17 protein-coding genes are annotated in these 19,730 nt (G+C 55.6%); all 17 read right to left on the reverse strand.

Features of this window, described 5'->3' with window-relative positions:
- Nucleotides 1–38 precede the first annotated feature (38 nt).
- A complete protein-coding gene (gene ftsA / locus BJ887_RS12140) occupies nucleotides 39–1,295 on the reverse strand; it encodes a cell division protein FtsA (protein ID WP_006173845.1) in 1,257 nt (418 codons plus the stop codon).
- A complete protein-coding gene (gene ftsQ, locus BJ887_RS12145) occupies nucleotides 1,292–2,134 on the reverse strand; it encodes a cell division protein FtsQ (protein ID WP_014168632.1) in 843 nt (280 codons plus the stop codon). Before ftsQ ends, ftsA begins: the two co-directional genes overlap by 4 nt.
- A gap of 1 nt (nucleotide 2,135) precedes the next feature.
- Nucleotides 2,136–3,056 (reverse strand): D-alanine--D-alanine ligase, encoded by a 921-nt coding sequence (locus BJ887_RS12150; RefSeq protein ID WP_020882578.1) that lies wholly within the window; start codon nucleotides 3,054–3,056, stop codon nucleotides 2,136–2,138.
- On the reverse strand, nucleotides 3,049–4,524 hold the full coding sequence (gene murC, locus BJ887_RS12155) for a UDP-N-acetylmuramate--L-alanine ligase (RefSeq protein ID WP_014168630.1): 1,476 nt from the start codon (nucleotides 4,522–4,524) through the stop codon (nucleotides 3,049–3,051). The genes BJ887_RS12150 and murC overlap by 8 nt, the downstream gene beginning before the upstream one ends.
- A 58-nt stretch (nucleotides 4,525–4,582) precedes the next feature.
- On the reverse strand, nucleotides 4,583–5,647 hold the full coding sequence (gene murG, locus BJ887_RS12160; protein WP_121339914.1) for an undecaprenyldiphospho-muramoylpentapeptide beta-N-acetylglucosaminyltransferase: 1,065 nt from the start codon (nucleotides 5,645–5,647) through the stop codon (nucleotides 4,583–4,585).
- Nucleotides 5,644–6,888 carry a cell division protein FtsW gene (gene ftsW / locus BJ887_RS12165; RefSeq protein ID WP_014168628.1) on the reverse strand — a complete coding sequence of 415 codons (1,245 nt, stop codon included), beginning with the start codon at nucleotides 6,886–6,888 and terminating at the stop codon, nucleotides 5,644–5,646. The genes murG and ftsW overlap by 4 nt, the downstream gene beginning before the upstream one ends.
- On the reverse strand, nucleotides 6,888–8,204 hold the full coding sequence (murD, locus tag BJ887_RS12170; protein WP_025205419.1) for a UDP-N-acetylmuramoyl-L-alanine--D-glutamate ligase: 1,317 nt from the start codon (nucleotides 8,202–8,204) through the stop codon (nucleotides 6,888–6,890). The genes ftsW and murD overlap by 1 nt, the downstream gene beginning before the upstream one ends.
- Before the next feature lie 2 nt (nucleotides 8,205–8,206).
- Nucleotides 8,207–9,289, reverse strand: a complete 1,083-nt coding sequence (mraY, locus tag BJ887_RS12175) for a phospho-N-acetylmuramoyl-pentapeptide-transferase (protein ID WP_008501985.1) — start codon at nucleotides 9,287–9,289, stop codon at nucleotides 8,207–8,209.
- Complete coding sequence (murF, locus tag BJ887_RS12180) at nucleotides 9,283–10,641, reverse strand: UDP-N-acetylmuramoyl-tripeptide--D-alanyl-D-alanine ligase (RefSeq protein WP_044857284.1); 1,359 nt, start codon at nucleotides 10,639–10,641, stop codon at nucleotides 9,283–9,285. Before murF ends, mraY begins: the two co-directional genes overlap by 7 nt.
- Nucleotides 10,638–12,125: a UDP-N-acetylmuramoyl-L-alanyl-D-glutamate--2,6-diaminopimelate ligase gene (gene murE / locus BJ887_RS12185; RefSeq protein ID WP_032679622.1), complete on the reverse strand. Its 1,488-nt coding sequence runs from the start codon at nucleotides 12,123–12,125 to the stop codon at nucleotides 10,638–10,640. Before murE ends, murF begins: the two co-directional genes overlap by 4 nt.
- The gene (locus BJ887_RS12190) at nucleotides 12,112–13,878 is read right to left on the reverse strand and encodes a peptidoglycan glycosyltransferase FtsI (protein ID WP_014168624.1); all 1,767 of its coding nucleotides are present in this window, start codon (nucleotides 13,876–13,878) and stop codon (nucleotides 12,112–12,114) included. The genes murE and BJ887_RS12190 overlap by 14 nt, the downstream gene beginning before the upstream one ends.
- 15 nt (nucleotides 13,879–13,893) lie before the next feature.
- Nucleotides 13,894–14,259: a cell division protein FtsL gene (gene ftsL, locus BJ887_RS12195; protein ID WP_008501989.1), complete on the reverse strand. Its 366-nt coding sequence runs from the start codon at nucleotides 14,257–14,259 to the stop codon at nucleotides 13,894–13,896.
- The gene (gene rsmH, locus BJ887_RS12200) at nucleotides 14,256–15,197 is read right to left on the reverse strand and encodes a 16S rRNA (cytosine(1402)-N(4))-methyltransferase RsmH (protein ID WP_014168623.1); all 942 of its coding nucleotides are present in this window, start codon (nucleotides 15,195–15,197) and stop codon (nucleotides 14,256–14,258) included. Before rsmH ends, ftsL begins: the two co-directional genes overlap by 4 nt.
- 2 nt (nucleotides 15,198–15,199) lie before the next feature.
- Nucleotides 15,200–15,658 carry a division/cell wall cluster transcriptional repressor MraZ gene (mraZ, locus tag BJ887_RS12205; RefSeq protein ID WP_025205427.1) on the reverse strand — a complete coding sequence of 153 codons (459 nt, stop codon included), beginning with the start codon at nucleotides 15,656–15,658 and terminating at the stop codon, nucleotides 15,200–15,202.
- 598 nt (nucleotides 15,659–16,256) lie between these two features.
- Complete coding sequence (gene cra, locus BJ887_RS12210) at nucleotides 16,257–17,264, reverse strand: catabolite repressor/activator (protein ID WP_014168621.1); 1,008 nt, start codon at nucleotides 17,262–17,264, stop codon at nucleotides 16,257–16,259.
- 179 nt (nucleotides 17,265–17,443) lie between these two features.
- Nucleotides 17,444–17,935: an acetolactate synthase small subunit gene (gene ilvN, locus BJ887_RS12215; RefSeq protein WP_003856371.1), complete on the reverse strand. Its 492-nt coding sequence runs from the start codon at nucleotides 17,933–17,935 to the stop codon at nucleotides 17,444–17,446.
- A 1-nt stretch (nucleotide 17,936) separates the two neighbouring features.
- Nucleotides 17,937–19,661 carry an acetolactate synthase 3 large subunit gene (gene ilvI, locus BJ887_RS12220; protein ID WP_014168620.1) on the reverse strand — a complete coding sequence of 575 codons (1,725 nt, stop codon included), beginning with the start codon at nucleotides 19,659–19,661 and terminating at the stop codon, nucleotides 17,937–17,939.
- Nucleotides 19,662–19,730 lie beyond the last annotated feature (69 nt).

Raw genomic sequence — 19,730 nt, forward strand, 5'->3', positions numbered from 1 at the left:
GCCCGAGACCGCTAATTCTCTCCGGTCTCTTAAAAAAATTAAAACTCTTTTCGCAACCAGTTGTTCAGTCGTTTGACCCACGACCCAACTGAGACGCGTTTTTCCACTTCTGCTTCACCACTGAGATGAGATTCTTTCCCGTAGTGGAGCAGGCCCACGGCCGTTGAATAGTACGGCTCCTGAGCATAATCCGTTAAACCGGTGATATTCAGCGGAGCACCGATACGCACTTGCGTATGGAACACGCGCTGAGCGCAGGCCGCAAGACCTTCAATTTGCGCTGCCCCGCCGGTTAATACAATCCCCGCTGCAAGATGATGTTTCACGCCCTGCTGGCGAAGCTGTTCCTGTAACTGCAAAATCTCTTCGTTGACCAAGTTAAGCAGCTCGGTATAACGCGGCTCAATGACCTCTGCCAACGTCTGGCGCTGCAGGCTGCGCGGTGGACGTCCGCCCACGCTCGGCACTTCAACGCTCTCATCTTTGCCAACGATAGACCCCAGCGCACAGCCGTGGCGTACTTTAATCGCTTCTGCATCACTCGGTGGCGTACCAAAAGCGTAAGCAATATCGCTGGTCACAACGTTCCCGGCATACGGGATCACTTTGGTGTGGCGCAGTGCACCGCCGGTATACACGGCCATGTCCATTGTACCACCACCAATATCGACCACACAGACACCCAGTTCACGTTCATCTTCGGTCAGCACGGAATAGCTCGCTGCAAGACCGGCGAAAATGAGTTGGTCAACTTTCAGGCCACAACGTTCAACGGCTTTTACAATGTTCTTCGCCATATCGTTGTGACATGTGATCAAGTGCACTTTTGCCTGCATACGTACGCCGGAAAGACCGACCGGGTTTTTGATCCCTTCCTGGTAGTCAATCGCATACTCCTGCGGGATCACGTGCAGCACGCGATGCTCATCGCGAACGCGCACGGATTTCGCCGTATGCACAACGTTTTCAACGTCTTCCTGCGTCACTTCTTCTTCGGAAATCGGCACCATGCCGATTTCGTTCTGGCAGCTAATGTGCTTACCCGAAAGCGCCAGATAAACAGAGGAAATCTGGCAATCTGCCATCAATTCAGCCTGATCGATGGCGCGCTGTACGCACTTCACCACCGACTCAAGATCGTTAACCCCACCTTTATCCATACCACGGGACGGGCAACTGCCCACGCCAATGATATTGACCATACCGTCGGGCAGAACTTCCCCTACTAAAGCGGCAACCTTCGCGGTGCCAATCTCCAGTCCAACTACCAGTTTTCTGTCCGTCGCCTTGATCATTGTTGTTCTGCCTGTACCTGTGCCTGATTCTGTTGCTGATTAGGTTCCTCGACCGGAGCCGGCTCCCAACCGACTGCTGCGCCTGAGTCATAGCGCAAATCAACGTAGCTTATCCGTTTGCCGTCAGTCTGTGCCTGCTGCTGTAAAACCGGGTAAAGTTCTACAAATCGCGCCAGACGTTTCATTGTGTCCCCGCGACCCAGGTTGAGCTTAATGCCATTCGTTAACGTCAGTTGCCAGGAGCGGCGCGCCGTCATTGCAGCATCTTTTAGCGTAAACCTGTCCTTCGCCAGCACCTGCCCCATTTCACGAAAACCTTGTAACACTTCGTTTTCGCTACCTTCCGGGCCATACAACATCGGTAAATTTTGCTTGTTGACACGATCGGCCGGGACGCTGAAGGAATTTCCGTCTACGTCAACCATGTGCTGATCATTCCAACGCGCAATGGGCACATATTCAACCAGATGAATCTTCAATTCATCAGGCCATTGCTTTCTGACACTCGCCTGTTTTATCCATGGCAGACGTTCAATCTGACTCTGGATAATATTGACGTCCTGCGTCATAAAGGTGCCAGGCGATCCCAGCGCCAGAATTGTCTGGCGAATGTCATCGTTACGGGTGTAATGACGCTCACCGGTGACCACCAGCTTCGAAAGCGGCAACCGTTGCGCATCTTCCATCCAGCCCAGAACCATCCAGCCGCTGATAAACACGGTGCACAGCACCCCGAGCAGGAAAATAATACCTGCAAGACGCGTTCCATTACTCCGGCGTGAAGAAGAGTATTCTTCTTCGTCATCGCGGTTGCGCGTGTTCAATGCAGCCTGAGACATATCAGCCCGCCTGGTCCAGAATACGTACGACTAATTGCGAGAAGCTCATCCCCGCCTGACGCGCTGCCATCGGCACAAGGCTGTGGCTGGTCATTCCCGGAGAAGTATTTGCTTCCAGCAGATAAAATTGTCCATCACTGTCAAGCATCACGTCGATGCGGCCCCATCCACGGCAACCCAGAACATGCCAGGCTTTAACCACCAGGGACTGTAAATCGGTTTCACGCTCAGCTTCAAGACCACTTGGGCAGAAATATTGCGTCTCATCAGAGAGATACTTCGCCTCATAATCATAGAAGGTTCCGGCCGGTTGGATACGAATTGACGGTAAAATTTCTTCGCCAAGCATCGCGACGGTAAATTCCGGCCCGCTGAGCCATTTTTCAATCAGAACTTCTTCATCATGTTGAAATGCCAAGGCTAAAGCGGAAGATAAATCCTCAGCTTTCTCAACTTTGGACATGCCAACGCTCGACCCTTCGCGGCTGGGCTTTACAATAACCGGTAAGCCCAGCTCAGCAATGCGTGCATTAACGCTATCAGAGAGGCCCATTTCAAATTCGCGACGCGTCAGGGCAACCCAGGGGGCAACGGGTAAACCCGCGCCCTGCCACAGCAGTTTGCTGCGCAGTTTATCCATAGAAATGGCGGAGGCCATCACACCGCTGCCGGTGTACGGCATGCCGGTGAGTTCCAGCAGCCCCTGAAGGGTGCCGTCTTCGCCACCACGGCCATGTAACGCGATAAAGACTTTATCGAAGCCCATCGCCTTTAACTGGGTTACGTCAGTCTCTTTCGGATCGACCAGGTGCGCATCCACACCCCCTTCACGCAGGCCCGCCAGTACCGCGGCACCTGAATTCAGGGAAACCTCGCGCTCGGCGGATGTGCCGCCAGACAGGACAGCAATCTTATCAGCCATGATGCTCATCCTCCTGAGTTTGCGGCTTCAGTTTGATTTCAGCTAATGTACGGGCGATTTTGCCGATATTTCCCGCGCCCTGAATCAGAATTAGATCGTTGCCGGTCAGCACCGGGGCCAGAATTTCAGCCACCTGAGCAGGATCGGAAACTAAAATAGGGTCTACTTTACCGCGTCCGCGGATGGTACGACATAAAGAACGGCTGTCTGCACCAGGAATAGGAGTTTCGCCCGCTGCATAAACATCCAGCATCAGGAGCGTATCCACCTGTGACAGGACGCTGGCGAAATCGTCATACAGGTCACGGGTACGCGTGAAACGGTGCGGCTGGAAGATCATGACCAGATTTTTTTCTGGCCAGCCTGCACGCGCGGCTTTGATCGTCGCGTCCACTTCCGTCGGGTGGTGACCGTAGTCATCAACCAGCATGGCAGTACCGGGTTTACCGTTCACCGCCTCCAGCGGGTATTCACCGAGGAAGTCGAAGCGACGCCCGGTTCCCTGGAAGCTTTCCAGTGCACGAAGAATGGCTTCGTCATCAATGCCTTCTTCTGTCGCCACGGCCACTGCCGCTGCGGCATTCAGGGCGTTGTGACGCCCTGGTGCATTCAGGGTGACATGCAGCAGTTCTTTGTCCTGACGCGCCAGGGTGAAATGCCCCTGAGCACCCAGCTGTTTGTAATCTTCCACGCGGACATCAGCATCTTCGCTGAAGCCGTAAGTCGTGATTTGACGTCCGACGCGCGGCAACAGCTCGCGAATCACCGGATCGTCTACACACATTACCGCGCGTCCATAGAACGGCAGGTTGTGCAGGAAATTAATAAAGGTCTGCTTTAAGTTCTCGAAGTCGCCCTGGTAAGTATCCATATGGTCGGCTTCGATATTGGTGACGATGGCGACCATCGGCTGCAGATGCAGGAACGACGCATCGCTCTCATCCGCTTCGGCAATTAAATAACGGCTGTGTCCGAGACGCGCATGTACGCCTGCCGCTTTTACCAGACCACCATTGACGAACGTCGGGTCGAGGCCCGCTTCCGCATAAATGCTGGAGACCATCGCCGTGGTGGTGGTTTTGCCGTGGGTTCCGGCAATCGCAATGCCATGTCGAAAACGCATCAACTCCGCCAGCATTTCCGCACGGCGGATCACCGGAATACGCGCTTCGTGCGCGGCCACGATTTCCGGGTTATCAGAGGAGATGGCGCTCGACACGACCACCACGCTCGCATCGCGCACGTTTTCCGGGCGATGATTGAAATAGATAGTCGCCCCAAGCGACGCCAGCTGCTGCGTAACAGGGTTTGGCGCCAGGTCAGACCCGCTGATCTGATAGCCTTCGTTAGCTAACACTTCGGCAATACCGCCCATGCCAGCACCACCGATGCCAACAAAGTGAATGTGCCGGACGCGACGCATCTCGGGCACGATAGAACGCAGTTTTGCCAGTTGTTGTGTATTCATTCTCTAAACGCCATCGACTACTTAAAAAATTCGTGCAGCGCAACACGCGCTGCGAGGGTTAAGCCTGGGCTGCCAGGCTCACTTCTTTTGCCACCCGTTCCGTGGCATCAGGAATAGCGGTCGCGCGTGCGCGTTGCGCCATCTCCAGTAATGCCTCTCTGTTCCAGCCCGCCAGGGTGGTGGCGACCGCATCGGCGGTAAATTGTGGCTGTTCAAATATTTTCGCGGCGCCGGCTTTCTCAAGCGGCAGCGCATTCCAGTACTGCTGTCTGTCTTTGTGCTGGAACGGCACAAACAGAGCCGGCAACCCGGCGGCAGCAATTTCGCTCACCGTCAATGCGCCAGAGCGGCAGACCACGACATCGGCCCAGGCATACGCTGCGGCCATGTCGTCGATAAATTCCGTCACTTTATGCTGCGACTGGCCTTCATCGGCGTAAGCCTGCTCAACCATCTGCTGAGCACCTTTTCCGCTTTGGTGCCAGATTGTCACCGCATCCCCCAGCTTTGCTGCAACCTGCGGCATCGTCTGGTTTAAAATGCGTGCGCCCTGAGAACCGCCAACGACCAGCACACGGACCGGCCCTTCACGACCAGGCAGGCGCGCATCCGGTAATGGCAGCGCCAGCACGTCTACGCGCACCGGGTTACCCACCACGTCCGCCTTCGGGAAGGCTCCCGGGAAAGCCTGCATCACTTTGGTGGCAATTTTAGCCAGCCATTTATTGGTCAGACCGGCAATGCCGTTCTGCTCATGCAGCACCACGGGGATGCCCAACGACCAGGCCGCCAGCCCACCCGGACCAGAAACATAGCCGCCCATCCCCAGCACCACATCAGGCTTAAAACGCTTCATGATGGCGCGCGCCTGACGCCAGGCGTTGAAAATACGCACCGGTGCCAGAAGCTGGGCCTTAATGCCTTTTCCGCGTAAGCCGGAAATGCGAATAAAGTCGATCTCAATACCGTGCTTCGGTACCAGGTCGGCTTCCATGCGGTCCGCGGTTCCCAGCCAGCGTACCTGCCAGCCCTGATCCATTAAATGGTGCGCAACTGCGAGCCCCGGGAACACATGTCCACCGGTACCGCCTGCCATCACCATTAACCGCTTCGGTTGATTCATCGTGAACCTCGTGTAAACGCCTGGGCTTTTTCCAGACGCGTTTCATAATCTATGCGTAACAACATCATGATGGCCGTCGACATAATCAGCAGACTGGAACCACCATAACTGATCAACGGCAACGTCAGGCCTTTGGTCGGCAGCATACCCGCTGCGGCCCCGACGTTAACCAATGCCTGGAAACTAAACCAGATACCTATTGAGCAGGCTAAGAAACCTGAAAAGCGGTGATCGATCTCCAGCGCTTTTCGCCCAATCGACATGGCGCGGAAAGCGACGAAGAATACCATTAATAGCGCTAATACCACACCGATATAACCCAGTTCTTCCCCAATAATGGAGAAGATGAAGTCAGTGTGCGCTTCGGGTAAATACTCCAGTTTCTGTACCGAGTTGCCCAGCCCCTGACCCCAGACTTCACCGCGACCAAAAGCCATCAGCGACTGCGTCAGCTGATAACCGCTGCCAAACGGGTCTTCCCACGGGTTCCAGAATGAGGTCACACGGCGGATACGGTAAGGCTCGGCGAGGATCAGCAGCACAACCGCTGAGATACCCATTCCGATGATGGCGATGAACTGCCACAGCTTCGCCCCGGCCAGGAACAGCATTGCCAGCGTGGTGACAAACAGCACGACCACGGTACCAAGGTCAGGCTGCGCCAGCAGTAAGACCGCCAGCACCAGAATAACGCCCATGGGTTTTAAGAAGCCGCGCAGGTTATTACGCACTTCATCCACTTTACGTACCAGGTAGTTAGCCAGGTAGCAGAACAGGGAGAGCTTGGTAAATTCCGCGGGCTGAATACGCAGTGGGCCAAAGGCAATCCAGCGCGATGCCCCGTTTACGGAGCTCCCCACCACCAGTACGATCAGCAGCATAATGATGGAGGCGATCAGCATCGCGGTACTGTGCCGCTGCCAGAACTCCATCGGCAGACGTAATGTCACCAGCGCCAGACAGAATGCCAGGATGATGTACAGGCCATCACGTTTCGCAAACAGGAACGGATCGTTCGCCAGTCGCTGCCCGACAGGCATGGACGCCGAGGTCACCATGATAAAACCAACCGCCGCCAGCCCCAGAGTGAGCCAGAAGAGCGTACGGTCGTACATGACCAGGCTGTCGTTATCTTTTTGACGAGAGCCCATCACCCAGCCTTTGAGTGCCGCAAACACCCACGCCAGAACGCCAAATCCTGGCAGGCGCGGCATTTTCAGGCGAGGGAGAGATAAACGCATCAGCCTAACTCCTTCGCCAGACGGGTAAAGAGATCGCCACGCTGTTCGAAATTCTTGAATTGATCGAGGCTGGCGCAGGCCGGAGAGAGCAGCACCATATCACCCGGCTTCACGCGAGGGGCAATCAGCCGCATCGCCTGCTCCATGGTCTCGGTTTGCTCGGCAATGTCAGGACGCAGCTCAGCCAGCTCACTGCCGTCGCGACCAAAGCAGTACAAGCGGATATTATTCCCGGCGAGATACGGTTTCAGCGTGGAGAAATCCGCCGATTTACCGTCGCCGCCCAGCAGTAAATGCAGGGTACCTTCAACGTGCAGGCCGTTCAGGGCGGCCTCGGTACTGCCGACGTTGGTGGCTTTTGAGTCGTTAATCCAGCGCACACCGTTGTGCTCCAGCGCCAGCTGGAAACGGTGCGCCAGGCCGGTAAAGGTGGTCAATGCTTGCAGGCTGGACGAACGCGGCAGCCCTACGGCATCCGCCAGCGCCAGCGCCGCCAGAGCATTGGTGTAGTTATGCTGGCCGGTAAGCTTCATCTCTTTCACGTTCAGCACTTTCTCACCCTTCACGCGCAGCCAGGTTTCGCCCAACTGACGGTTAAGATGATAGTCACCCATGGTGATGCCAAAGCTAATGCAGCGATCGTCCGCCCCGCGCACCGGCATGGTCAGGGCGTCATCCGCGTTGACGACGCAGACCTTCGCATTTTCATAAATGCGCAGTTTGGCGGCGCGGTACTGCTGCAGACCAAACGGATAGCGATCCATATGATCTTCAGTAACGTTAAGGATCGTCGCCGCGGCCGCACGAAGGCTGGAGGTCGTTTCCAGCTGGAAGCTGGAAAGCTCGAGGACGTACAATTCACAGCCCTTATCCAGCAGCATTAGCGCTGGCAGGCCAATATTGCCTCCCACGCCCACGTTCATGCCCGCCGCTTTCGCCATCTCACCCACAAGGGTGGTGACGGTGCTTTTACCGTTAGAGCCGGTAATCGCGATAACGGGTGCCTGCGCTTCACGGCAGAACAACTCAATATCACCGACAATCTCAACGCCCGCATCGGCCGCGGCGCTGAGTGAAGGATGCGCCAGCGCCATACCGGGGCTGGCGACAATCAGATCGGCTGCCAGCAGCCAGTCATCATTCAGACCACCAAGGTGGCGTTCAACCTGTTCCGGCAGTTTATCCAGACCCGGCGGAGAAACACGCGTATCCATTACGCGCGGCGTCACGCCGCGCGCGAGGAAAAAGTCCACGCAGGAGAGGCCTGTCAGCCCCAACCCGATGATAACGACTTTTTTGCCCTGGTAATCTGCCATGATTAACGTACCTTCAGCGTTGCCAGGCCAATCAGCACCAGCATCAGCGAAATAATCCAGAAGCGCACAATCACGCGCGGTTCCGGCCAGCCTTTCAGTTCATAGTGATGGTGAATCGGTGCCATACGGAAGATGCGCTGACCGCGCAGCTTGAAGGACCCGACCTGCAAAATCACTGAAAGGGTTTCAACCACAAATACCCCACCCATAATCACCAGCAGGAACTCCTGGCGCAGCAGTACGGCAATAATGCCCAGCGCGCCGCCCAGAGCCAGTGAACCGACGTCACCCATAAAGACCTGCGCCGGGTAGGTGTTGAACCACAGGAAGCCCAGTCCCGCCCCGACAATCGCCGTACAGACGATAACCAGTTCGCCTGCGTGTCGCAGGTATGGAATGTGCAAATAGTTAGCAAAGTTCATGTTACCGGTGGCCCACGCCACCAGCGCAAAACCGGCGGCGACGAAGACGGTTGGCATAATCGCCAGGCCATCCAGACCGTCGGTCAGGTTTACGGCGTTACCGGTGCCCACGATGACGAAGTAGGCCAGCAGAATGTAGAACAGCCCCAGTTGCGGCATCACATCTTTAAAGAACGGCACCACCAGCTCGGTGGCGGGTGTGTCTTTTCCTGCCAGATACAGCGCGAAGGCCACACCCAGCGCAATCACCGACATCCAGAAGTATTTCCAGCGGGCGATCAGACCTTTGGTGTCTTTACGCACGACCTTGCGGTAATCATCAACAAACCCAATGATGCCGTAGCCCACCAGCACGGTAAGTACGCACCAGACGTACGGGTTAGAGGGATAAGCCCACAGCAGTACGGAAACAACGATCGCGGTCAGGATCATGATCCCGCCCATGGTCGGCGTACCCCGCTTGCTGAAGTGCGACTCCGGACCGTCGTTACGCACAACCTGACCGAAGGAGAGTTTTTGCAGACGGGCAATCATGCGCGGGCCCATCCACAAAGAGATGAACAGCGCAGTCAGCAGGCTGACAATGGCGCGAAACGTCAGATAGGAAAAGACGTTAAAGCCTGAATAATATTTGACCAAATGTTCGGCCAGCCAAACTAACATGTCCCGTTCTCCTGTAATGCGTGCACAACCTCTTCCATGGCGGCACTACGTGAACCTTTCACTAACACAGTCACAATTTGTTTTTCTGTCATCAATGCCTTAAGGCGTTCAATCAGCGCGGCTTTATCGGCAAAGTGCTCGCCAACACCGCTGGCATGGCTAATCGCCTGGCTCAGTTTTCCGGCGCTCAGCACGCAATCAATACCTGCCGCTTTCGCCGCGTCCCCCACCTGGACATGACACGCTTCGCTTTCATCACCCAGCTCAGCCATATCGCCCACCACCAGCACGCGATAACCTGGCATCTCAGACAACACCTGCACCGCCGCGGTCATTGAGCCGACGTTCGCGTTATAGGAGTCATCCAGAAGCAGTTTGTTTTCCGCAAGCTGGATCGGGAACAGACGCCCCGGCACGGCTTTTAAATTTGCCAGACCGGTTTTAATCGCCTGATGCGACGCACCAACCGCCATCGACAGCGCCGCTGCCGCGAGCGCATTGGCGATATTATGACGACCCGGCAATGGCAGAAGCACCTCAATGCCCCCGGTTGGGGTATTAAGGGTGAATTCCGTGCCATGCGAAGTCACATGAATATTGGTCGCGGTAAAATCACTGTTGGCCGCATTCGGCGAGAAGCGCCAGGTCTTGCGGGAACCAATGATCTGTTGCCAGTTCAGCCAGTCATTGTTGTCGGCATTCATAATGGCGATACCGTCTTCCGGCAGGCCGGTATAGATCTCGCCTTTAGCTTTCGCCACGCCTTCCAGCGAACCAAAACCTTCCAGATGTGCAGCGGCCAGGTTATTCACCAGCGCTGCTTCCGGGCGCGTCAGGCTCACGGTCCAGGCGATTTCGCCCTGGTGGTTTGCCCCTAACTCGATCACGGCAAATTCATGCTCTTTGGTCAGGCGAAGTAATGTCATCGGCACGCCGATATCATTGTTAAGGTTGCCTGCCGTATAAAGCGTATTTCCGCACTGGCTCAGGATGGCCGCAGTCATCTCTTTCACAGAGGTTTTGCCTGATGAACCGGTCAGCGCGACGACGCGCGTCGGCACCTGCTGACGAACCCAGGCCGCCAGCTCGCCGAATGCCAGACGGGTATCTTTCACCACGATCTGCGGCAGATCGACAGCGAGTTTACGGCTGACCAGCAGCGCCCCTGCACCATTCTCCCTGGCCTGTTGTGCAAAATCATGCGCGTCAAAACGTTCGCCCTTCAGCGCCACAAACAGACAACCCGGGGTCACTTTGCGGGTATCGGTCGTTACGGCATCGATGGTCAAATCGTGACCCAGCAGCTCGCCCTGCAGTACCGCAGCGGCCTGACTTAAGGTGATGCTAATCATGCCACGACTCCCAGCAGACGCGCGGCCGTGACGCGGTCCGAATAATCGAGACGACGGTTGCCAACAATCTGATAATCCTCATGGCCTTTCCCGGCCAGCAGCACAACGTCGTTTTCCTGAGCCTGCATGATGGCGTTGGTCACGGCTTCCGCACGGCCTTCCACCACGCGAGCGCGGCCTGCATCCAGCATGCCCGACAGAATGTCGTTAATAATGGCGCGCGGCTCTTCAGTACGCGGGTTGTCATCGGTTACAACCGGAATATCCGCGAACTGTTCAGCAATGGCACCCATCAGTGGACGTTTGCCCTTATCACGGTCGCCACCGCAGCCAAACACACACCAGAGCTTACCGGTGCAGTGCAGACGCGCCGCTTCCAGTGCTTTTTCCAGTGCGTCCGGCGTGTGGGCATAATCGACCACCACGGTCGGTTTGCCCGGTGCGCTGAACACTTCCATACGGCCACATACCGGCTGCAGACGCTCGGCCGTTTCCAGCAGCGCGTTCATCGGATAACCCAGCGCCAGCAGCGTCGCCAGCGCCAGCAGCAGGTTGCTGACGTTAAACGCGCCCATCAGACGGCTTTCAATTTCACCGTCACCCCATGAGGAGGTAAAACGAATGGTGGCGCCACTGTCGTGATAATCCACCGCAACCGCCTTCAGCCAGCGGCCGTGGCAGTTCGGGTTGATATGGTCTTCCATCGACACCGCAACCGCATCCGGCAGCTTCGCCAGCCAGCGGCGACCGACTTCGTCGTCAGCGTTGATAATGGCCTGTCCGCTATGGTGGGTGGAGTAGAGCAGCCATTTCGCCGCTTCGTAATGCTCCATATCACCATGATAATCAAGGTGATCGCGGCTCAGGTTAGTGAATACTGAGGCGGCAAACTTCAGCGCCGCCACGCGGTGCTGCACCAGACCGTGGGAAGAGACTTCCATCGCGGCAAAGGTTGCCCCCTGCCCTGCCAGGCCGGCCAGCACGTGCTGTACGTCGACTGCGGAGCCGGTGGTGTTTTCGGTCGGGCTCACTTTGCCCAACAGACCGTTACCGACAGTTCCCATGACCGCACCGGTTTCACCCAGCAGCTGCGCCCACTGCGCCATGAGCTGCGTGGTTGTGGTTTTGCCGTTTGTACCTGTCACGCCCACCAGACGCAGCCGATCGGACGGTTCGTGATAGAAACGTCCGGCCAGCGCAGAGAGACGCTCGTTTAACTGGCTGAGATAGATGACCGGCACCCCGTGCATTTCACGGATTTCACCGTCGGTTGCCTCATCTTTGGCCTCAGCAATAATGGCAGCAACACCTTGCGCAATCGCCTGCGGGATATAACGACGCCCGTCCGCCTGATGACCGACCACCGCCACAAAAAGATCGCCAGAAGCAGCCGCACGGCTGTCCAGTACCATCTCTCGCAGTGCTCGCTCCGGTGCATTAGGCACCCACGGAGCGAGAAGGTCGCGCAAATTACGATCTGCCACCTGTACCCTCGCCTTGATTAATTACAAATTCACTTTTCTCACCCGTTGCCAGCGCATCCGGTTCGATGTTCATGGTGCGCAACACGCCGCCCATGATGGCCCCGAACACAGGCGCGGAAACGGCGCCGCCGTAGTATTTACCCGCCTGTGGATCGTTAATGACGACCACCAGCGCAAAACGCGGATTACTGGCAGGCGCAACGCCTGCGGTATAGGCAATGTATTTGTTGATGTAACGGCCGTCTGGCCCCACTTTTTTCGCGGTACCGGTTTTGATGGCGATGCGATAGCCTTTAATCGCTGCCTTCACGCCGCCGCCGCCAGGCAGCGCCACGCTTTCCATCATATGAACGACGGTACGCACGATGGATTCCGGGAAGATACGCTCACCTGGAACCGGTGGATCAACTTTGGTAATGGACAGCGGACGATAGACGCCATAGCTGCCAATCGTTGCGTAGACTCGCGCTAACTGTAACGGCGTTACCATTAGCCCGTAGCCGAAAGAGAAGGTGGCCCTCTCTATGTCAGACCACCGTTGTTTTTGAGGATATAAGCCACTGCGTTCTCCGACCAACCCCAAATTGGTCGCCTTTCCAAGCCCAAAACGTGAGTAAGTCTCTACTAACGCTGAGGACGGCATCGCTAACGCCAGCTTTGAAACGCCAACGTTACTCGACTTCTGTAAAACCCCGGTCAGGGTCAATTCGCTGTAGCGCGCCACGTCTTTAATCTCGTGGCCGTTAATACGGTAAGGGATCGTGTTCAGAACCGTGTTTTCATTGACGATGCCACGTTGGAGCGCCGTCATGACCACCATCGGTTTTACCGTGGAGCCCGGTTCGAACACGTCGGTAATTGCCCGGTTACGCATCGCATCTTTTGCGGTGCCGGTAAAGTTGTTCGGGTTATAGGACGGACTGTTGGCCATCGCCAGCACTTCGCCCGTACTGACGTCCACCAGCACGGCGCTGCCGGATTCCGCCTTGTTGAAGGCGACGGCGTTGTTCAGCTCGCGGTAGACCAATGCCTGCAGACGCTCATCAATACTCAGCGCCAGGTTGTGTGCCGCCTGACTGTCCGTGGAAGAGATATCTTCGATAACGCGGCCGTAGCGGTCTTTACGAACAATTCGCTCGCCAGGCTGGCCGGTGAGCCATTTATCGAAGCTTTTTTCAACGCCCTCAATCCCCTGGCTATCAACGTTGGTAAAGCCAATGAGGTGAGCGGTTACTTCGCCGGAAGGATAGTAGCGGCGGGATTCTTCACGAAGGTGAATACCCGGCAGCTTCAGCTTACGAATGTAGTCCGCCATGTCAGGGTTGACCTGACGCGCCAGATAGATAAAACGCCCTTTTGGATTGGCGTTGACGCGGGAAGCGAGCTGATCCAGCGGCATTTTCAGGGCATCCGAGAGCGCCTTCCAGCGGTTATCAAGCGTAATGCCACCCGCATCGTGCAGCTCTTTCGGATCGGCCCAGATGGCTTTAACCGGTACGCTCACGGCCAGTGGACGGCCTGATCGGTCGGTGATCATCCCGCGGGACGTCGACACTTCCTGAACGCGAAGGGAACGCATGTCGCCCTGTCGAACCAGCATGTCAGGGGCGATGATTTGCAACCACGCCACGCGTCCCAGCAGGAAACCCAGCGCCAGTAAAATGCAGCCGCAAAGCAACGCAAAACGCCAACTGATAAAGTTGGCCTGTTCTTCCTGACGTTTTGGTTTAAGCGTTTTTGCCGCTGCTCTCATGCGTCGCGTTTTCCCTTATTTTTGTACTACAATATTTTCCTGAGAAGGATCAACATGCTGCAATTGCAGCTTTTCCGTTGCGATCCGTTCAACCCGGCTGTGATCGCCGAGCGCATTTTCTTCAAGGATCAGGTTTCGCCATTCAATATCCAGCGCATCGCGTTCCAGTACCATCTGCTCGCGTTGCGCAGTTAATAAGCGTGTGTGGTGGGCAGTCGTGACCACCGTGACGGCCGTGACAATGATGCAAATGAACAGACAGAGTGGCAGTTTCCCAAACCGCAAAAGATCGTCGCCGATCACGCCAGGCAAGGCATGGCGCTCGTTGCTTCCTAACGAATCCTTAACTTTGCTTAGGGTCTCTGTCACTCTGCCGATCATGCGTTCGTCCTCTCTGCAACACGCAGCACTGAACTACGGGCGCGTGGATTCTGTGCCACTTCTTCTTCGCCCGGCATCAACTTGCCTAATGCTCGCAACTGACGGCCACCCAGCTTCCTGAGTTGTTCTTCCGTCATCGGCAGCCCCGCTGGAACCTGTGGACCGCGGCTTTGTTCACGCATAAAGCGCTTCACAATGCGGTCTTCCAGCGAATGGAAGCTGATGATGGATAACCGCCCACCCGGGGCCAGCACGTCGAGCGAGCTTTTTAGCGCCAGCTCTATTTCCTCCAGTTCACTGTTTACCCAGATGCGAACCGCCTGGAAGGTACGGGTCGCGGGATGTTTGTGCTTATCCTTCACCGGCGTCGCCGCCGCGATCACCTCGGCCAGCTCTTTCGTGCGGGTCATCGGCTCAATGCGATTACGCTCAACGATGGCGCGCGCGATACGCTTGCCAAAACGCTCCTCGCCGAAGGTTTTGATCACCCAGGCAATATCCGCTTCGTCCGCGGTTTGTAACCACTCGGCGGCAGACTGACCGCGAGTCGGATCCATGCGCATGTCCAGTGGACCATCGCGCATAAAGGAGAAGCCGCGTTCAGCATCATCAAGCTGGGGTGAAGAGACGCCAAGATCGAGAAGGATTCCGTCGATCTTGCCCGTCAGGCCGCGCTCGGCAACATAATCAGCAAGCGCAGAGAAAGGTCCATGCACGATGGAAAAGCGTGGGTCATCGATGGTTTGCGCAACGGCAATCGCCTGCGGATCGCGATCGATTGCCAGCAGACGCCCTTCCGCTCCAAGCTGGGAGAGGATTAAACGCGAGTGGCCACCGCGACCAAAAGTGCCATCAATGTAGATGCCGTCCGGACGAATATTCAGGCCGTTAACGGCCTCATCCAGCAGCACCGTTTTATGTTTGTAATTTTCCATCATATTTATAGAGACAAGTCCTGCAGCCGTTCCGATAATGTCGCGGAATCAGACTGCTCAGCGTCGATATCTTCCTTGACCTGTTGATACCAGGTCGTTTCATCCCACAGTTCAAACTTGTTGAACTGCCCGACCAGCATCACTTCTTTGGTCAGACCGGCATGTTGCCGTAACACAGGGGCAATCAGTAACCGGCCTGCGCTATCCATCTGACATTCACTGGCATGTCCCAATAACAACCGCTGCACGCGGCGTTCCTGCGGGTTCATGCTCGACAGTCGCGACAGCTTTTGCTCAATAATTTCCCATTCAGGTAAGGGGTAAAGCAGCAGGCAGGGGGAGTTGATGTCAATGGTGCAAACCATTTGACCCGTAGCGTTCTCAATCAGCTGGTCGCGGTATCGGGTTGGTACCGATAAACGCCCTTTGCTGTCGAGATTGACTAACGTAGCTCCACGGAACATGCCAGTCTCACCCCTCCTCACCACTTTAACCCACAAATTCCCACCTAAAGGAGTTTACGGAGCGAGGGAAAAGCTTGTCAAGCCAGGACTCTCCCTATACAGGCCCGAAAGGCCTCTATTTACAGAGATAAACAGTCCTGGTTAATAACTGCACAACTGGCGAGGCAAAATTAACGTTATGAATATTTGTAAGAAAAAAACCGAATATGCACACTAGCGTTAAGGCTCACTCAATATCATCGCAGATAAATATAAAGTGTCAGTTTGCGACGCGGGCAGCATTTTATGACAGATTCTCAGGGGATAACAGCGCCAGATTCACCCCAGGGCTCGCGAAACGCGGCGGTTGCCGTGCAAGCTGGCACAGGAGAAGGAAAAACGTCTGAATATTCATCGCCGGAAGAGGGTTTGTAACAAAATAATACAAAGACAGGCATTTAAAATCGTTTAAACGTCCTTTAAAGGAACCATTAAACGCCAAAATGAATTAAGAAAAATAGCAGAAAGTAAATTCGCAAGAATTATCCTAATTTCTCTACGGGAATTATCCCGGCGAATTATTTCGTCAAAAGGGGGCAGATTTCTCCGCCCCGTCATTTCATTTATGGCGGCTCAAAATTCCGCGATGGTAAAGATTACGTTTAATACGCGTCAGACCCGGCTTCGGTTTACGCGGCTCGTCCAGACTTGCCAGCACAATTTCCAGCACGCGTTCAGCCACATCACGATGGCGTTGAGCCACCGCCAGAACCGGGCACTGGAGGAAGTCGAGCAGCTCGTTATCACCGAAGGTCGCGATGGCCAGGTCGGAAGGCAGCTTACCCTCACGGCGTAAGGTCACATCCATCACCCCCTGCAGCAGAGCAAATGAGGTGGTGAATAGCGCCTGCGGCATCGGGTGCGTTTCCAGCCATTTCTCGAAAAGCTGTGCGGCCGCTTCACGTTCATAGCTGTTGGCATAGAGGTAGTGCACCTCACGGGGATCGTCTTTCCAGGCGGTTCTGAACCCCTGTTCACGCAGGAAGCTGACTGACAGTTCAGGCAGCGCCCCCAGATACAGCACCGTTTCAGCCGGGAAGGTTCTCAGCTCTGCCGCCAGCATCTCGGCATCATCCTGATCGGCACCGACGACGCTCGTGAAATGCTCCCTGTCGAGCGCACGATCCAGCGCCACAATCGGGAATGGGTCGTTCGCCCAGCGCTGATAAAACGGGTGTTCAGGCGGTAAAGAGGTGGAGACGATGATGGCATCGACCTGACGCTGGAGCAGATGCTCAATACAGCGCATCTCGTTGTCGGGCTGGTCTTCCGAGCAGGCAATCAGCAACTGATAGCCACGCTGGCGCGCCTGACGTTCAAGATAGTTGGCGATACGGGTATAGCTGGTGTTTTCCAGATCCGGGATCACCAGGCCAATAGAGCGGGTGCGTCCGGCACGCAGGCCAGCTGCGACAGCATTCGGATGGTAGTTATGTTCACGAACCACCGCCATAACTTTTTCAACGGTCTTATCGCTGACACGGTACTGCTTTGCTTTACCGTTAATCACATAGCTGGCCGTTGTTCGTGACACGCCGGCTAGCCGGGCGATTTCATCCAGTTTCACAATTGCCCCTTAAAAAATGAAAAGAGTCCATGGCCTTGGCAAGGTTATGGTTAAATCTTTTAACATCTAAACGCAGAATAGCCTTCGCGGCAACCGCTTTTATCTCTGTTGTCGGCTGATTACACAAAAAAAAGCCCGGCTTTGGTGACCGGGCAGAAAGAGGCGAACCTTTTAGACAACTAACGCATGATCTTATCGCCGCGTGACAGGCCAACAACACCCGATCTCGCAACCTCAACAATTTTTGCCACATCCCGCACAGATGCCAGGAAGGCATCCAGCTTGTCACTCGTTCCGGCCAGCTGAACCGTATATATAGAAGGCGTGACGTCTATAATCTGCCCACGGAAGATATCCGTGTTACGTTTCACTTCCTCACGCCCGTAACCGCTGGCCTGGATTTTCACCAACATGACCTCTCGCTCAACGTAGGCACCCTGCCCCAGCTCGCTGACGCGCAGAACATCGACCAGCTTATGCAGCTGTTTCTCGATCTGCTCAAGCACTTTGGCATCGCCGACGGTCTGGATGGTCATGCGCGACAGCGTCGGATCGTCAGTCGGCGCAACGGTCAGGCTTTCAATGTTATAGCCGCGCTGTGCAAAAAGGCCAATGACGCGCGACAGTGCGCCAGACTCGTTTTCCAGTAAAACAGATAATATCCGGCGCATATCAGGTTCTCTCCGTTTTGCTTAACCACATTTCATCCATACCACCACCGCGAATATGCATCGGGTATACGTGCTCGGTGCCATCAACAATGACATCCATAAAAACGAGGCGGTTATTTTTAACGTGCTCAAGCGCTTCACCGAGCTTCGTTTCCAGCTCTGCCGGATCGGTTACTCGCATCCCAATATGGCCGTAGGCTTCAGCCAGACGAACAAAGTCCGGCAGTGACGTCATGTAGGACTGAGAGTGACGACCAGAGTAGATCATATCCTGCCACTGCTTCACCATCCCGAGATAACCATTATTCAGGTTCAGCACCAGTACCGGCAGCTCATACTGAAGGGCCGTCGACAGCTCCTGGATGTTCATCTGAATACTGCCGTCTCCCGTCACGCAGACGACGGTTTCGTCAGGCAGAGCCAGCTTGACGCCCAGTGCGGCAGGCAAGCCAAAGCCCATCGTTCCTAACCCTCCGGAGTTAATCCAGTGGCGCGGTTTATCAAACGGATAATAAAGGGCGGCAAACATCTGATGCTGACCCACGTCAGACGTCACGTATGCCTCGCCTTTCGTCAGCCGCCAGATAGTTTCGATCACCGCCTGCGGCTTAATGCTGTCGCTTTGCGTGTCATACTTCAGGCACTGACGCGCGCGCCATTGTTCGATCTGCTGCCACCAGTCACGGATCTCATCCAGCGGCTGGGAAGGCGGCTCCTGTGCCAGCAGATCCAGCATTTGCTCCAGCACCTGGCGGGCATCACCGACGATCGGCACATCCGCAGACACCGTTTTCGAAATCGAGGTGGGATCGATATCAATATGAAGCACGGTGGCGTTCGGGCAGTATTTCGCCAGATTGTTGGTGGTGCGATCGTCAAAGCGCACGCCGACGGCAAAGATCACATCGGAATGGTGCATCGTCATGTTGGCTTCATAGGTACCGTGCATACCCAGCATACCCAGAGCCTGACGGTGAGTTGCCGGGAAAGCACCCAGCCCCATCAGCGACGACGCAACGGGAAGATTGAGTTTCTCGATAAGCTCCCGAAGCTGCCCTTCACAGGCAGAATTGATTGCCCCGCCACCGACATAGACTACCGGTTTTTTGGCGGCCAGCAGCGTTTGCAAGGCACGTTTGATCTGCCCCTTGTGGCCCTGCGTCGTTGGGTTGTATGAGCGCATGCTCACCGACTCCGGCCAGACATAAGGAAGCTTGTTCGCCGGGTTCAAGATATCTTTCGGCAGATCGACCACCACCGGGCCGGGACGCCCGCTTGCTGCCAGCCAGAAGGCTTTTTTCAATATCCCCGGGATGTCTTCAGTTTGCTTAACCAGGAAGCTGTGCTTCACAACGGGACGTGAAATTCCCACCATGTCGCACTCCTGGAACGCGTCGTAGCCGATCAGTGACGTCGCCACCTGGCCGGAAAGAATAACCAGCGGGATAGAGTCCATATACGCCGTGGCAATGCCGGTGATGGCGTTTGTCGCGCCGGGACCGGACGTCACTAATACCACGCCTACTTCACCTGTCGCACGGGCCAGCCCGTCAGCCATATGCACCGCCGCCTGCTCGTGGCGTACTAAAACATGGTCAATGCCGCCTACCGTATGAAGCGCATCATAAATATCCAGGACTGCGCCTCCGGGATAACCGAACACTTGCTTCACGCCCTGATCGATTAACGATCGGACGACCATTTCCGCGCCAGACAACATCTCCATGCTTTGCCTCCAGGCATTTTGTTATAGACGAGCTGCAGAATTCATTTCCGCACCGTCTTACGACTGGGT

The sequence above is a fragment of the Enterobacter sp. WPR_3_1 genome, assembly GCF_003635055.1.
GTDB classification, from domain to species: domain Bacteria; phylum Pseudomonadota; class Gammaproteobacteria; order Enterobacterales; family Enterobacteriaceae; genus Enterobacter; species Enterobacter ludwigii.

Bases quoted from the DNA above. Each gene is read 5' to 3' on its own strand.
- mraY (WP_008501985.1), bottom strand. From the start codon at position 9,289: ATGTTAGTTTGGCTGGCCGAACATTTGGTCAAATATTATTCAGGCTTT.
- ftsA (WP_006173845.1), bottom strand. From the start codon at position 1,295: ATGATCAAGGCGACGGACAGAAAACTGGTAGTTGGACTGGAGATTGGC.
- murF (WP_044857284.1), bottom strand. From the start codon at position 10,641: ATGATTAGCATCACCTTAAGTCAGGCCGCTGCGGTACTGCAGGGCGAG.
- mraZ (WP_025205427.1), bottom strand. From the start codon at position 15,658: ATGTTCCGTGGAGCTACGTTAGTCAATCTCGACAGCAAAGGGCGTTTA.
- BJ887_RS12190 (WP_014168624.1), bottom strand. From the start codon at position 13,878: ATGAGAGCAGCGGCAAAAACGCTTAAACCAAAACGTCAGGAAGAACAG.
- ftsW (WP_014168628.1), bottom strand. From the start codon at position 6,888: ATGCGTTTATCTCTCCCTCGCCTGAAAATGCCGCGCCTGCCAGGATTT.
- murD (WP_025205419.1), bottom strand. From the start codon at position 8,204: ATGGCAGATTACCAGGGCAAAAAAGTCGTTATCATCGGGTTGGGGCTG.
- BJ887_RS12150 (WP_020882578.1), bottom strand. From the start codon at position 3,056: ATGGCTGATAAGATTGCTGTCCTGTCTGGCGGCACATCCGCCGAGCGC.
- murG (WP_121339914.1), bottom strand. From the start codon at position 5,647: ATGAATCAACCGAAGCGGTTAATGGTGATGGCAGGCGGTACCGGTGGA.
- murC (WP_014168630.1), bottom strand. From the start codon at position 4,524: ATGAATACACAACAACTGGCAAAACTGCGTTCTATCGTGCCCGAGATG.
- ilvN (WP_003856371.1), bottom strand. From the start codon at position 17,935: ATGCGCCGGATATTATCTGTTTTACTGGAAAACGAGTCTGGCGCACTG.
- ftsQ (WP_014168632.1), bottom strand. From the start codon at position 2,134: ATGTCTCAGGCTGCATTGAACACGCGCAACCGCGATGACGAAGAAGAA.
- rsmH (WP_014168623.1), bottom strand. From the start codon at position 15,197: ATGATGGAAAATTACAAACATAAAACGGTGCTGCTGGATGAGGCCGTT.
- ftsL (WP_008501989.1), bottom strand. From the start codon at position 14,259: ATGATCGGCAGAGTGACAGAGACCCTAAGCAAAGTTAAGGATTCGTTA.
- ilvI (WP_014168620.1), bottom strand. From the start codon at position 19,661: ATGGAGATGTTGTCTGGCGCGGAAATGGTCGTCCGATCGTTAATCGAT.